Annotated in this window: 13 protein-coding genes; 11 read left to right on the top strand and 2 right to left on the bottom strand. The window is 66.6% G+C overall.

All coding sequences use genetic code 11. The features are described 5' to 3' along the window. The 7 genes from ADBZ5N_RS12050 to ADBZ5N_RS12020 form a co-directional block, all read left to right on the top strand. Positions 1 to 637: cytochrome P450 (locus tag ADBZ5N_RS12050; protein WP_526257717.1), on the top strand; the 637-nt coding region annotated here is incomplete at its 5' end. Between the two features lie 30 nt (positions 638 to 667). Beyond that, on the top strand, positions 668 to 1678 hold the full coding sequence (locus ADBZ5N_RS12045) for an acyl-CoA dehydrogenase family protein (protein ID WP_526257716.1): 1011 nt from the start codon (positions 668 to 670) through the stop codon (positions 1676 to 1678). Positions 1679 to 1696: 18 nt separating this feature from the next. Continuing rightward, complete coding sequence (fadE29, locus tag ADBZ5N_RS12040; RefSeq protein WP_526257715.1) at positions 1697 to 2860, top strand: acyl-CoA dehydrogenase FadE29; 1164 nt, start codon at positions 1697 to 1699, stop codon at positions 2858 to 2860. Next, positions 2857 to 3822 carry an OB-fold domain-containing protein gene (locus ADBZ5N_RS12035; RefSeq protein ID WP_526257714.1) on the top strand — a complete coding sequence of 322 codons (966 nt, stop codon included), beginning with the start codon at positions 2857 to 2859 and terminating at the stop codon, positions 3820 to 3822. Before fadE29 ends, ADBZ5N_RS12035 begins: the two co-directional genes overlap by 4 nt. Next, on the top strand, positions 3819 to 4217 hold the full coding sequence (locus ADBZ5N_RS12030; RefSeq protein WP_526257713.1) for a MaoC family dehydratase: 399 nt from the start codon (positions 3819 to 3821) through the stop codon (positions 4215 to 4217). The genes ADBZ5N_RS12035 and ADBZ5N_RS12030 overlap by 4 nt, the downstream gene beginning before the upstream one ends. Beyond that, positions 4214 to 5383, top strand: coding sequence for a 17-hydroxy-3-oxo-4-pregnene-20-carboxyl-CoA lyase (ltp2, locus tag ADBZ5N_RS12025; protein ID WP_526257712.1), 1170 nt, complete (start codon positions 4214 to 4216; stop codon positions 5381 to 5383). The genes ADBZ5N_RS12030 and ltp2 overlap by 4 nt, the downstream gene beginning before the upstream one ends. 122 nt (positions 5384 to 5505) lie before the next feature. Beyond that, a complete protein-coding gene (locus tag ADBZ5N_RS12020; protein WP_526257711.1) occupies positions 5506 to 6342 on the top strand; it encodes an endonuclease domain-containing protein in 837 nt (278 codons plus the stop codon). A gap of 71 nt (positions 6343 to 6413) precedes the next feature. On the opposite strand, the gene chsH3 is transcribed toward ADBZ5N_RS12020, so the two are convergent. Together chsH3 and kstD are read right to left on the bottom strand one after the other, a co-directional pair. Further along, positions 6414 to 7277: an enoyl-CoA hydratase ChsH3 gene (gene chsH3 / locus ADBZ5N_RS12015; RefSeq protein WP_526257710.1), complete on the bottom strand. Its 864-nt coding sequence runs from the start codon at positions 7275 to 7277 to the stop codon at positions 6414 to 6416. After that, the gene (kstD, locus tag ADBZ5N_RS12010; protein WP_526257709.1) at positions 7267 to 8961 is read right to left on the bottom strand and encodes a 3-oxosteroid 1-dehydrogenase; all 1695 of its coding nucleotides are present in this window, start codon (positions 8959 to 8961) and stop codon (positions 7267 to 7269) included. Before kstD ends, chsH3 begins: the two co-directional genes overlap by 11 nt. Before the next feature lie 84 nt (positions 8962 to 9045). On the opposite strand from kstD, the gene ADBZ5N_RS12005 reads away from it, so the two are divergent. From ADBZ5N_RS12005 to ADBZ5N_RS11990, 4 genes are all read left to right on the top strand, one after another. Continuing rightward, the gene (locus ADBZ5N_RS12005) at positions 9046 to 9831 is read left to right on the top strand and encodes a 2-keto-4-pentenoate hydratase (RefSeq protein WP_526257708.1); all 786 of its coding nucleotides are present in this window, start codon (positions 9046 to 9048) and stop codon (positions 9829 to 9831) included. A 14-nt stretch (positions 9832 to 9845) separates the two neighbouring features. Beyond that, complete coding sequence (locus ADBZ5N_RS12000; RefSeq protein WP_526257707.1) at positions 9846 to 10769, top strand: acetaldehyde dehydrogenase (acetylating); 924 nt, start codon at positions 9846 to 9848, stop codon at positions 10767 to 10769. Beyond that, the gene (gene dmpG, locus ADBZ5N_RS11995) at positions 10766 to 11815 is read left to right on the top strand and encodes a 4-hydroxy-2-oxovalerate aldolase (protein WP_526257706.1); all 1050 of its coding nucleotides are present in this window, start codon (positions 10766 to 10768) and stop codon (positions 11813 to 11815) included. Before ADBZ5N_RS12000 ends, dmpG begins: the two co-directional genes overlap by 4 nt. 31 nt (positions 11816 to 11846) lie before the next feature. After that, on the top strand, positions 11847 to 13883 hold a 2037-nt coding region (locus tag ADBZ5N_RS11990; RefSeq protein WP_526257705.1), incomplete at its 3' end, for a RecQ family ATP-dependent DNA helicase.

Genomic DNA, 13883 nt, shown 5'->3' with positions numbered 1-13883 from the left:
GGTGCTCATGTACGCCATGCAGTTGGCCGGGATCAAGGCCAAGGAGCCCGGCGACGACATCGTCACCGCGTTGATCAACGCCGACATCGCCGGCGAGAAACTCTCCGACGACGAGTTCGGGTTCTTCGTGCTGATGCTCGCCGTGGCGGGCAGTGAGACAACCCGCAACTCGATCACCCACGGCATGATCGCCTTCCTCGACAACCCCGATCAGTGGGAGTTGTACAAGCGGGACCGCCCGGCGACCGCGGCCGACGAGATCGTCCGCTGGGCGACGCCGGTCACGGCTTTCCAGCGCACCGCCGTCACGGACACCGAACTGGGGGGTGTCGCGATCAAGAAGGGCCAGCGGGTGGTGATGTTCTACCGCTCGGCCAACTTCGACGACGAGGTGTTCGACACACCTCACACTTTCAATATCCTGCGCGACCCCAACCCGCACGTCGGGTTCGGCGGCACCGGGGTGCACTACTGCATCGGCGCCAATCTGGCCCGGATGACCATCGACCTGATGTTCAACGCGATCGCCGACAACATGCCCGATCTGTCTTCCATCGGCACGCCCGAGCGGCTGCGGTCGGGCTGGCTCAACGGCATCAAACACTGGCAGGTCGACTACACCGGCTCCACCGTCTAGTACGAGCGCACGCCTGGAAGGGAGACCCCGGTGGACTTCACCCCGGAGCCTGAGCAACAGGCTGTCGCCGATGTCGTCAATGCGGTCCTGGATCGTGAGAACACCTGGGAAGCCTTGGTATCCGGCAGCGTGATCGCACTCGGCGTCCCGGACCGCCTCGGCGGCGACGGTGTCGGCCTGCCGGAGATCGCCTCGGCCCTTACCGAGATCGGCCGGCACGGACTCATCTCTCCCGCGCTGGCGACCCTCGGCCTGGGCCTAGTTCCGCTGGTGGACCTGGCATCCGAAGCGCAGCAGGACCGATTCCTCGACGGTGTGGGCAAGGGCGCGATCCTGACGGCCGCGCTCAACGAGCCCGGGAACCCACTGCCCGAACGGCCCATGACCACCCTGCGGGACGGAAGACTCAACGGCACCAAGACCGCGGTTCCCTATGCCGCGCAGGCAAACTGGATGGTGGTCAGTACCGATGCCGGCGTGGTGGTGGTCTCCCCGAAGGCCGACGGTGTCCGACTGGTACCGACCCCCACCTCATCAGGGGCCGAAGAGGCCGCCGTCGAGTTCCGGGATGTCGCGGTCGGAACCGACGCCGTCCTGGCCGGAGCGAGCGTCCGCCGTCTCAACCAGTTGACCCTGGCCGGTATCGGTGCCTACGCCGCAGGCCTGGTCGCCGGTGCGGTGCGCTTGACCGCCGATTACGTCACCAACCGGCACCAATTCGGACGCCCGTTGGCGACCTTCCAGGCGGTGGCGCAGCAACTCGCGGACGTCTACATCGCCTCCCGAACGTTGACACTGGCGTCGACGTCGGTGGTGTGGCGGCTCTCGCAGGACCGTGACGCCGACGAGGACCTCGACGTCCTGGCCTACTGGTTGAGTGCGGAGGCGCCGCCGGCGATGCAGACCTGTCACCACCTGCACGGTGGGATGGGTATGGACGTCACCTATCCCATGCACCGGTACTACTCGTCGATCAAGGACCTGACCCGCCTGCTTGGCGGGCCTGCCCATCGTCTGGATCTCGTGGCCGGCCGCCACTAAACACTGGAGCGGAGCGCAATGTATATCGAACTCACGCCCGAGCAACGGCACCTGCAGGGCGAGATGCGGCAGTACTTCGCCACACTCATCTCCTCCGACGAGGCCAAGGAGATGGAGGTCGACCGGCACGGCAAGGCCTACCGGGCGGTCATCAAGCGGATGGGTTCGGACGGCAAGCTGGGTGTCGGCTGGCCCACGGAGTACGGCGGCCTGGGCTTCGGTCCAATTGAGCAGCAGATCTTCGTCAACGAGGCGGCCCGCGCGGACGTGCCCCTGCCGGCCGTCACCCTGCAGACCGTCGGACCGACCCTGATGGTGTACGGCACGGAGGCGCAGAAGAAAAAGTTCCTGCCCGCCATCCTGGCCGGCGAGGTGCACTTCGCGATCGGCTACTCCGAGCCGGAGGCCGGCACCGACCTGGCATCGCTGCGAACCTCCGCGGTCCGACACGGCGACGAATACATCGTCAACGGCCAGAAGATCTGGACCACCGGCGGCCATGACGCCGACTACGTGTGGCTGGCCTGCCGCACCGATCCGGAAGCGGCCAAGCACAAAGGGATTTCGATCCTGATCGTCGACACGACAGATCCGGGCTACTCATGGACGCCGATCATCCTCTCCGACGGCGCCCATCACACCAACGCCACCTATTACAACGACGTCCGCGTTCCGGCCGACATGCTGGTGGGGGCGGAGAACGCCGGCTGGCGGCTCATCACCACCCAGCTCAACCACGAACGCGTCATGCTCGGCCCGGCCGGCAAGATCGCCGGACTGTATGACCGCGTGCATGCCTGGGCGTCCAAACCCGGCGGGGACGGTGTGACGCCGATCGACCACGACGACGTCCGGCGGGCGCTGGGCGAGATCAAGGCGATCTGGCGAATCAACGAGTTGTTCAACTGGCAGGTGGCCGCCGCCGGTGAGACCGTCGACATCGCCGATGCCGCGGCCACCAAGGTGTTCTCCACCGAGCGGATCCAGCGGATCGGCCGTCTCGCCGAGGAGATCGTCGGCAAGTACGGCAATCCCGCCGAGGACGAGACCGCCGAGTTGTTGAACTGGCTTGACTCGCAGACCAAGCGCTCTCTGGTGATCACCTTCGGCGGCGGGATCAACGAGGTCATGCGTGAGCAGGTCGCGGCCTCGGGACTCGGCGTGCCGAGGGTGCCTCGGTGACGGTCGAGGAGATCCAGCAAGCAGCCGAGCGGATCAAGTCGGCCGGAAAGAGCAAGCCCCGCAAGGGACGCCACGCTGTCAACCAACCGATGGTCGACCATTGGCTGGACGCCATCGGCGACAAGAACCCGATCTACACCGATGAGGCCGCGGCAAAGGCTGCCGGCCATCCCGGAGTCGTCGCACCACCGGCCATGATCCAGGTATGGACGATGGCCGGTCTGGGTGGCGTACGCGCCGACGATGATCCGTTGGGCAAGATCCTCGGACTGTTCGACGAGGCGGGCTACATCGGCGTGGTCGCCACCAACTGCGAGCAGACCTACCACCGCTATCTGCGACCCGGCGAGGAAGTCAGCGTCACCGCGGAACTGACCGACGTCGTCGGTCCGAAGAGCACCGCTCTGGGCGAGGGGTTTTTCATCACCCAGAAAATCACCTGGTCGGTCGGTGATGAGGCCATCGCCGACATGATGTGGCGGATCATGAAGTTTCGGCCCCGGGCGCAAGACGCCACGGCGGTGCTCACGGCGGTGCCCGCCGACCTCGACCCCGAACAGATGATGCGTCCGGCCGCCTCGGGGGACACTCAGTTCTTCTGGGACGGGGTCAACGCCCACGAACTGCGAATCCAGCGCCGGCCCGACGGCACCCTGCAGCACCCCCCGGTGCCTGCCGTCTGGCAGGACAAGTCGGCGCCGACCGACTACGTGGTGGCCAGTGGTACGGGTTCTGTGTTCAGCTACGTCGTGCACCATGCCCCGCAGGTGCCCGGGCGGACACTGCCCTTCGTTATCGCTCTGGTAGAGCTCGACGAGGGGGTGCGGATGCTCGGCGAACTTCGCAATGTCGACCCGGCCGCCGTGGAGATCGGAATGCCTGTTCGCGCAACATATATCGACGTCCCGGCTGGGGAAAGCGGCCCTGCCTGGACGCTGTACGCCTGGGAGCCGGCCGCGTGAGTGCGCCGTCGGTCGGCACCAAGCTGCCCGAGTTGTCGTTGTACGGCGACCCGACCTTCATCGTCTCCACGGCGATCGCCACCCGCGACTACCAGGACGTCCACCACGACCGGGACAAGGCCCAAGCCAAGGGCTCCAAGGACATCTTCGTCAACATCCTCACCGACACCGGTCTGGTGCAGCGCTACCTCACTGACTGGGCAGGTCCCACCGCGGTGATCAAGTCCATCGGTTTGCGGCTCGGCGTCCCCTGGTACGCCTACGACACCGTGACCTTCTCCGGTGTGGTCACCGGCGTCGAGGACGGGTTGATCACGGTGAAAGTCGTTGGCAGCAACAGCCTCGGCGATCATGTGGTCGCCACCGCGACCCTGACGATCGGGGGTGCGGCATGACCGGCGGCCTCTCCGGCAAGGCGGCGATCGCCGGCATCGGCGCCACCGACTTCTCCAAGGACTCCGGGCGCAGCGAGTTGCGCCTGGCCGCCGAGGCGGTCCTCGACGCCCTCGATGACGCCGGCCTGACCCCCGGCGACGTCGACGGCATGGTCACGTTCACCATGGACTCCAACACCGAGGTCGCCGTGGCACGGGCCACCGGTATCGGTGAGCTGAAATTCTTCTCCAAGATCCACCACGGCGGCGGCGCGGCCTGCGCCACCATTCAGCAGGCCGCCATGGCCGTGGCCACCGGCGTCGCGGATTGCGTTGTGGCGTATCGGGCTTTCAACGAACGCTCCGGCATGCGCTTCGGCCAGGTGCAGCTTCGGCTGATTCAGGGCGCGGACTCCACCAGCGTCGACAACTCCTACTCCTACCCGCACGGACTGTCCACCCCGGCCGCCCAGGTAGCCATGATCGCCCGCCGCTACATGCACTTATCCGGGGCGACCAGTCGCGACTTCGGAGCCATTTCGGTTGCCGACCGCCGGCACGCCGCCAACAACCCCAAGGCGTACTTCTACGGCAAGCCGATCACCATCGAGGACCACCAGAATTCGCGGTTCATCGCCGAGCCGCTGCGGCTGTTGGACTGCTGTCAGGAGACCGACGGCGGCGTGGCCATCGTGGTGGTATCGGCCGAACGCGCCAAGGCCCTCAAGCACCGCCCGGCCATCATCGAGGCGGCCGCGCAGGGCTCCAGCCCCGACCAGTACTCCATGGTCAGCTACTACCGTCCTGAACTCGACGGGCTGCCGGAGATGGGTCTGGTCGGCCGTCAGTTGTGGGCCCAGTCCGGTCTGATCCCGGCTGATATCCAGACCGCGATCCTCTACGACCACTTCACCCCGTTCACCCTCATTCAGCTTGAGGAACTCGGCTTCTGCGCCAAGGGCGACGCCAAGGACTTCATCGCCGACGGCGCCATCGAGATCGGCGGCAGGTTGCCGATCAACACCCACGGCGGCCAACTCGGCGAGGCCTACATCCACGGGATGAACGGCATCGCCGAAGGGGTCCGGCAGTTGCGCGGCTCTTCGGTGAACCAGGTCGAGGGCGTCGAGCATGTGCTCGTCACCGCCGGCACCGGCGTGCCCACGTCGGGGCTGATCCTCGGCTGACGGCCTGCCGTCGTCCCCCGTTTATCCCCAGCCGGGTGTGAAGCTGCCTTCACTCCACAGCCCGGCCGTGAAGTTGGCTTCACAGCAGTCGAACTGTCGGTCCGACGGCACACACTGCCGACATGTCTGGGCCATTCATCGGCAGTGAAGCGTTAGCGCGGGGAATGACTTGGGGTGAGCTGCAACGGGGTCACACCAGAGTCTTCCGGAACGTGTACGTGCCGGCGGGCACCGATCTCAGCGCCGAGATTCGTGCCGAATCAGCGTGGCTGTGGTCGGGCCGGCGTGGCGTTGTCGGCGGTTTCGGGGCAGCAGCGTTGCACGGCAGCAAGTGGATCGACCGCAGCCAAACCATCGACCTGTACCACCAGAACAGGCACCGACTGCCCGGCCTCTGTCCACGTGCCGACCGATTGGAAGACGCTGAGATCTGTGTGGTCCGTGGAGTCACGGTCACCTCACCGGCGCGGACCGCACTGGACCTCGCATGCTGGTACCCGCTGATGCACGCCGTTGCAGCCATTGATGCCCTTGCCCGGGCCGCTGAACTCACGATCGCAGACGTGGGCATCCTTGCTGACCGGTCACGCGGCCGCCGGGGAATCGGACGCGCTCGACGGGCGATTGAACTGGCCGACGCCGGCGCTCAATCCCCGAAGGAGTCCTGGCTCCGGACACTTCTGATCCAGGCCGGCTTGCCGCGGCCGCAGACGCAGATCCCGATCCATGACGAATGGGGCAAGGCGATTGCCTACCTGGATATGGGCTGGGCGGAACTCAAGGTCGCCGTCGAGTACGACGGCGACCACCACCGGACGAGTCGCTCGCAGTACTCCTACGACGTCCGCCGATCGGAGATGCTGGCCCGCCGCGGGTGGATCGTGATTCGGGTTACGGCGGAAGACTCCCCTGAAGACGTTTTGCGTCGCGTCCGGGATGCTCTTGCCCGTCGCGCGTGAAGATAGCTTCACACACGGCCGCACTAGTGAAGATAACTTCACGCCGGAGGCCAGGGGTCAGGGTCCCGGGGTCAGGGGCCAGGGGTCAGCTCCACATCGGAGAGCACGGTGACGTTCTCACGGGACGGCGCGGTCACGACGCCGACGTAGCGATCGCCGTCCCGCCACATACTGGCCCGGATGGTCTCGCCGGGGAACACCACACCGGCAAAGCGGGCCCCGTAGGACCCGACCCGGACGGCCTCCCCGTCCAGCACGGTGTCCACCAAGGCCTTGCAGGTCATGCCGTAGGTGCACAGTCCGTGCAGGATCGGGCGGGGAAACCCGGCGGCCGAGGCGAATCCGGGATCGGAGTGCAGTGGGTTGCGGTCGCCGCACATCCGATAAAGCAGGGCCTGCTGCGGCAGCACCGGGATGTCGACCTCGAGGTCGGGTGCGCGATCAGGGACCGAGACCGACGTCGACGGGCCGCGCTCACCACCGAAACCGCCTTCGCCGCGAGCGAAGATAGACCGCTTGGTGCTCCACAGCGTCCGACCGCCGGGGTCGGTCACGGTCGTCTCGTTGACGATGACCGCCGCCTTACCCTTATCCCAGACGTCGGTGATGCGGGTGACGGCGCGGCCCGAACCGCTCGGGGGCAGCGCGGCTGGAACACTCATCGACTCGCTGGCGTGCAGCACCCGGCTCAACTCGATGTCGATACCCGGGAAGGAAACCGTCGGCGGCTCGGTCATATGGAACGAGGCGGCCACACTGCTGAATGTCGGCAGCACCTGCGGGGTGCCGTCGGTCAGGTACCGCAACTCGCGAGGATCGAGAGGGTTTGCGCCGGCACCCAGCGCCAGGTGGTAGGTCTGGACGTCGCTGCTGGTCCAGGAGAACTCCACTGGCTCGAGTTGTGCCCCCAGTGCGACCTCGAGATCAATTGGCATGCTGGGTCTTTCCGGCCAAGTGCAGCGCCGCCAGGTAAGCGAACGTCATTGCGGGGCCGATGGTCCCGCCCGGGCCGGGATAGGTGTGGCCCATCACCGGTGCGCTGACGTTGCCCGCCGCATAGAGGCCCTCGATCACCGAACCGTCGTCGCGTAACGCTCGGCCGTCGACGTCGGTGCGGATCCCACCCTTGGTGCCAAGGTCACCCGGTACCAGTTTGGCGGCGTAGTACGGCGGGTGGCTGATTTCCCCGAGGTTGGGGTTCGGCTTGTTCGTCGGGTCGCCGTAGTAACGGTCGTAGGCGCTGTCGCCGCGGTGGAAGTCCTCATCCACACCGGAACGGGCGAAGCCGTTGAACCGTGCCACCGTCGACGAAAGTGCCTGTGCTGGAATGCCCGTCGCAGCGGCGAGTACCTCGATGGATTCCGCTTTGACGATCACGCCGGACTCCATCCACTTCTTCGGGATCCTCTGGCCGGGCTGCAAACCGGCAAAGATGTAGCGGTCCCGGTATCGCTGATCGAAAATCAGCCAGGCCGGCACGTTCTCCCCGGGGCCGGGCCCCTGGCCGTATTCTCCGCCGTACATGTGGTGGCAGGCTTCGACGTAGGGCATCGACTCGTTCATGAAACGCTCACCGGCCATGTTCACGATCATTGAGCCCGGCGAATTGCGTTCCGACAGGGCGAACCACGGTGCCCCCTCCAACGGGACTGTCGGACCCCACCACGCATCTTCCATCAAATCCATTGCCGCGCCCAGCTTCTCGGCCGCGAGGATCCCGTCGCCGGTGTTGGCGGCCGCCCCGACCGTCCACCCGGTGCCGATCGGCTCCCGCTGGTATTTGCGGCGCATCGACTCGTTGTGCTCGAACCCGCCGCTGCCGAGGATGACACCGCGCCTGGCCCGGATCAGTCGCGGCTCGGCCGATTCGGGTGCGGTCATGTCCCGCACGTAGACCCCTTGCACCACTCCGTCCTCGACGTACAGGTCGGTCAGGGCGGTGTTGAGCAGTACCGGCACCCCGGCGTCGCGCAGACCTATCCGCAGCGGGGCGATCAGCGCCCGGCCCATGCCGACGAGGTTCTTGCCGCGCATACCGGCCCAGGCGGTTCGGACGCCGACCTTGATGCTGCGCAGGATCCCGCGGGGATGACGCTTCATCTGGTTCAGGCGCACGTAGTCCTGCTGCATGACCACCACATTGAGCGGCACCTTGCCGTACGCCGGCTCCAGCCCCGCCATGTCCGGGCCGAGCCTCTTGGCGTCGAACGGTTGCGGCTCGATGGACCGGCCCGCGGGGCGCCCACCGGGTTGTTCGGGGTAGTAGTCGGAGTAGCCCGGCACCCAGCACATCTTCAACGGGGTGTGCTTGAGCACGAAGGACAGCATCTCCGGGCCGTGCTGGAGGTAGGTGTCGATCTTCTCGGGGGGGACGACGTCGCCCACGATGGTGTGCAGGTAGCTGCGGGCGGCGTCGGCGGTGTCGGTGACCCCGTCGCGCTTGAGGATCTCGTTGTTGGGGATCCACACCCCGCCACCGGAGCGGGCCGTTGAGCCGCCGAAGTGGGCGGCCTTTTCCAGAACCACCGCCTTAAGTCCCTGGTGGGCGGCGGTAAGTGCGGCGACCATTCCGGCCGCACCGCTACCGACGACGACGACGTCGAACTCCTGGGCTGTCATACTAGAACACGTTATAGAATTGGACCGTGCGGGCGCTAGCCATCTGCGCTGACATCGACGAGGGGAACTCCGGGAATGCCGGGAATGCTCAGCAGCGCCACCCGTGCCGAACTCGCCGCCGACCTCGCCGAGGCCGAACGGACCCGACAGCCGATGCTGCCGCTGACAGCGGCCCACCCCGGCATCGACGTCGTGGACGCCTACGAGATCCAGTTGATCAACATCCGCGAGCGGCTTGCCGCAGGAGCCACCGTGGTGGGCCACAAGGTCGGGCTGTCGTCGAAGGCCATGCAGGAGATGATGGGTGTCGACGAACCGGACTACGGCCACCTGCTCGCCGACATGGAGGTCTTCGAGGACACCCCGGTCCTCGCCTCTAAGTACCTGTACCCGCGGGTGGAGGTGGAGGTCGGCTTCATCCTGGCCGACGATCTGCCCGGCGCCGGCTGCACCGAAGACGACGTGCTGGCCGCGACTGCCGCGTACGCCCCGGCGATCGAGCTGATCGATTCCCGGATCACGGACTGGAAGATCGCGCTGTGCGACACCATCGCCGACAACGCCTCATCCGCGGGATGGGTGCTCGGGCGTGAACGGGTGTCCCCCAAGGATGTCGACGTCACCGGCATCGACGCGGTGCTGACCCGCAACGGCGAGGTGGTCGCCGAGGGGCGCAGCGATGCGGTGCTGGGCAACCCGGTGACCGCGGTGGCCTGGCTGGCGCGCAAGGTCGACAGTTTCGGGGTGCGGCTGAAAGCCGGCGACATCGTGCTGCCGGGAAGCTGCACCCGCGCCATCGACGTACGTCCGGGCGACGCGTTCGTCGCCGACTTCGCCGGGCTGGGTTCAGTCCGGTTGTCCTTCGAGTAGCGCCGAGGAGATCCATGGCCAAGAAGTCCGTCGCGATCGTCGGCTCAGGAAATATCAGTACCGACCTGATGTTCAAACTGCTGCGCTCAGAATGGCTGGAGCCGCGCTGGATGATCGGAATCGACCCGGCCAGTGATGGTTTGGCGCATGCTCGCAGCCATGGCCTGGAGACCAGCCACCAGGGAGTGGACTGGCTGCTGGCCCAGCCTGACAAGCCCGATATGGTCTTCGAGGCCACCTCGGCTTATGTCCACAAAGCGGCCGCACCGCGCTACGCCGCCGCCGGCATCACCGCGATCGACCTGACCCCGGCCGCGGTTGGGCCGGGGGTGGTGCCTCCGGCCAATCTCACAGCCCACCTCGAGGCGCCCAACGTCAACATGGTGACCTGCGGCGGGCAGGCCACCATCCCGATCGTCTACGCGGTCTCCCGTGCGGTCGCCGACCAGGGGGGCGTGCCCTACGCCGAGATCGTGGCATCGGTGGCATCGGTGTCGGCCGGTCCCGGGACCCGGGCCAACATCGACGAGTTCACCAAGACCACCAGTCAAGGCGTTCAGACCATCGGCGGTGCCCGCCGCGGCAAGGCCATCATCATCCTTAACCCGGCCGACCCGCCGATGATCATGCGCGACACCATTTTCTGCGCCATTCCCCCCGAAGCCGACCACGATGCGATCACCCGATCCATCTATGAAGTTGTCGCCGAGGTGCAGACCTACGTGCCCGGCTACCGTCTGCTCAACAATCCGCAGTTCGACGAGCCGTCGGTGGTCAACGGTGGCCAGCATGTGGTGACCACCTTCATCGAAGTCGAAGGGGCCGGTGATTACCTGCCGCCGTACGCGGGAAACCTCGACATCATGACGGCAGCGGCGACGAAGGTGGGCGAAGAGATCGCCAAACAGGGCGCGACCCTCTCGGGAGGACAGCGGTGAGCGAGGGTATCTGGGATGTGCGGATCACCGACACCTCCCTGCGCGACGGATCCCATCACAAACGCCACCAGTTCACCCCAGAAGAAGTGGCTGCCATCGTGGCGGCCCTCGACGCCGCCGGGGTTCCGGTCATCGAGGTCACCCACGGTGACGGCCTGGGCGGTTCCAGCTTCAACTACGGCTTCTCCAAAACCCCTGAGCAGGAACTGATCAAGGTCGCCGCCGACACCGCCAAGGACGCCAAGATCGCCTTCCTGATGCTGCCCGGCGTCGGCACCAAGGACGACATCCGGGAGGCGCAGAGCAACGGCGGGTCGATCTGCCGGATCGCCACCCACTGCACCGAAGCCGACGTGTCCATTCAGCATTTCGGACTGGCCCGCGAACTCGGCCTGGAGACGGTGGGTTTCCTGATGATGGCCCACACCATCCCGCCGGAAAAGCTGGCCAAACAGGCCCGCATCATGGCCGACGCCGGATGTCAGTGCGTGTACGTCGTGGACTCCGCCGGCGCGCTGGTTCTCAGCGACGTCGCCGACCGGGTGTCGGCGCTGGTGGCCGAACTCGGCGACGACGCACAAGTGGGCTTCCACGGCCACGAGAACCTCGGACTGGGCGTTGCCAACTCGGTGGAAGCGGTCCGGGCCGGGGCCAAGCAGATCGACGGCAGCGTCCGCCGATTCGGGGCCGGTGCCGGCAACGCCCCGGTCGAGGCGCTGATCGGGGTCTTCGACAAGATCGGTGTCAAAACCGGCATCGACTTCTTCGACATCGCCGACGCCGCAGAGGAAGTCGTCGCCAAAGCCATGCCCGCCGAGTGCCTGCTGGACCGCAACGCGCTCATCATGGGCTACTCCGGGGTGTACTCCAGCTTCCTCAAACATGCCGTCCGCCAGTCCGAGCGCTACGGCGTCCCCGCCCACCAGTTGCTGCACCGAGCCGGGCAGCGCAAGCTGATCGGCGGCCAGGAGGACCAACTCATCGACATCGCCCTGGAGATTCAGCGCGAGCAGACCAAACGCGAACAGGACCAGGCTTCCGGTTAGTCCTGTCGGCTGCACCAGGCACGATAGGCCGATGACCCGCGACCGCGCGCAGGCGATCCTGGAGCAACTCGCCGGCCCTGACGCAGTGCTGCGCGAGGACCAGTGGACCGCCATCGAGGCACTCGTCGTGCAACGCCGGCGGGCCCTGGTCGTACAACGCACCGGATGGGGTAAATCCGCGGTCTACTTCATCGCCGCCACACTCCTTCGCGAGCAGGGCCGCGGCGCCACCGTCATCGTCTCGCCCCTGCTGGCGCTGATGCGCAACCAGGTCGCCGCCGCCCAACGGGCCGGGGTGCGGGCGGCGACCATCAACTCGGGCAATATCACCGAGTGGGACGAGATCCACCGGCGCGTCGCGGACGGTGACCTCGACGTGCTGCTGGTGAGTCCGGAACGGCTGAACAATCCGGAGTTCCGCGACAACGTGCTGCCGGCACTGGCCGCCGACGCCGGACTGGTGGTGGTCGACGAAGCCCACTGCGTATCGGACTGGGGCCACGACTTCCGGCCGGATTACCGGCGCATCCGCACCCTGGTGGCCGAGTTGGGTGCCGATACGCCCGTGTTGGCGACGACGGCGACCGCCAACGACCGCGTCGTCGAGGATGTGGCCGCGCAACTCGGCGTCGGCGAAGCGGACACGACGAGCCTCAGTGGCGGTGCCGACACCCTGGTACTGCGCGGCGGCCTGGACCGCGAGTCGCTGCACCTGTCGGTGGTGCAGATCCCCGGTGCCGCCGAGCGGGTCGCCTGGATTGCCGCACAACTGAATTCACTACCAGGGTCCGGAATCATCTACACGCTGACCGTCGCCGGTGCCAAGGATTTGGCCACCCTGCTCAAAGACCTGGGCCACGACGTCGCCGCCTACACCGGTGCGACGGATCCGGCCGAGCGGGAGCAACTCGAATCCGATCTGCTCGCCAACCGGGTCAAGGCATTGGTGGCGACCTCGGCTCTGGGGATGGGATTCGACAAACCCGACCTCGGCTTCGTCATCCACCTCGGCGCACCGGCCTCGCCGATCGCCTACTACCAGCAAGTCGGCCGCGCAGGGCGTTCGACCGCCAGTGCCCAGGTGGTCCTGCTGCCCAGCCCGCAGGACAGCGATATCTGGAGCTACTTCGCATCGGTGGCCTTCCCGTCGGAAGCCATGGTGCGCAGAGTGATTGAGGTCCTCGAGCCCGAACGGGCGCAGTCCACCGCGGCGCTGGAGCCGCTGGTCGATCTGAGCCGATCCCGGCTGGAGATGGTGCTCAAGGTGCTGGACGTCGACGGGGCGGTCCGCCGCGTGAAGGGCGGTTGGATCGGGACGGGACAGCCGTGGGTTTACGACGAGCAGCGCTACCGAAAGCTCGACGAGGCTCGCCGCCGGGAACAACAGGCGATGCTGGACTACCAGGCAACCGGCGACTGCCGGATGGCATTCCTGCGGGCCCAGTTGGACGATCCCGAACTCGTCACCGGTGCCGCCTGCGGCCGGTGCGACAACTGTTCCGGTGATCGTTATGACCCGAAAGTCGAATCCGCCGCGGTCGAGATCGCGCAACAGCGACTGCAGCGGCCGGGCGTGGAACTCAGTCCGCGCCGGCAATGGCCCGCTGGGATGTCCAAACTCGGAATCAACCTGAGCGGACGGATTACCGACGGACCGGCCACCGGGCGGGTCATCGGACGACTCACCGACCTGGGTTGGGGAACTCGGCTTCGTCGACTGCTCGACGCCCCTGACGCACCCCTACCCGCCGATATGCTGGATGCTGCGGTGGCCGTGCTGGCGGCCTGGCGATGGGATCTGCGACCGGTTGCGGTGATGGGTCTTGACTCGGACAGCCACCCGATCCTGATCGGTTCGGTGGTCGACGGTCTCGCCGAATTGGGTCGGCTGACCAACCTGGGCACACTGCGCTATCGGCCCGGCCGACCAAAGGTCACCGCGGTGAACTCCGCCTATCGGGTGGCCGCGCTCAACGATTCGTGGGAGGTGCCCGATCTCGGTGGTGTGGAGGGTCCGATCCTGCTGATCGACGATCTCACCGACACCGGGTGGACCCTGACGATGGCG

It is taken from the genome of Mycobacterium sp., from assembly GCF_044370595.1.
Taxonomy (GTDB): Bacteria; Actinomycetota; Actinomycetes; order Mycobacteriales; family Mycobacteriaceae; genus Mycobacterium.
Note: the sequence above shows the minus strand (reverse complement) of the source record. Positions and strands in the feature narration are given on the sequence as shown.

Excerpts from the sequence above, each read along its gene's own strand:
- fadE29 (WP_526257715.1), top strand. The coding sequence starts at position 1,697 with ATGTATATCGAACTCACGCCCGAGCAACGGCACCTGCAGGGCGAGATG.
- ltp2 (WP_526257712.1), top strand. The coding sequence starts at position 4,214 with ATGACCGGCGGCCTCTCCGGCAAGGCGGCGATCGCCGGCATCGGCGCC.
- ADBZ5N_RS12020 (WP_526257711.1), top strand. The coding sequence starts at position 5,506 with ATGTCTGGGCCATTCATCGGCAGTGAAGCGTTAGCGCGGGGAATGACT.
- chsH3 (WP_526257710.1), bottom strand. The coding sequence starts at position 7,277 with ATGCCAATTGATCTCGAGGTCGCACTGGGGGCACAACTCGAGCCAGTG.
- kstD (WP_526257709.1), bottom strand. The coding sequence starts at position 8,961 with ATGACAGCCCAGGAGTTCGACGTCGTCGTCGTCGGTAGCGGTGCGGCC.
- ADBZ5N_RS12005 (WP_526257708.1), top strand. The coding sequence starts at position 9,046 with ATGCTCAGCAGCGCCACCCGTGCCGAACTCGCCGCCGACCTCGCCGAG.
- ADBZ5N_RS12000 (WP_526257707.1), top strand. The coding sequence starts at position 9,846 with ATGGCCAAGAAGTCCGTCGCGATCGTCGGCTCAGGAAATATCAGTACC.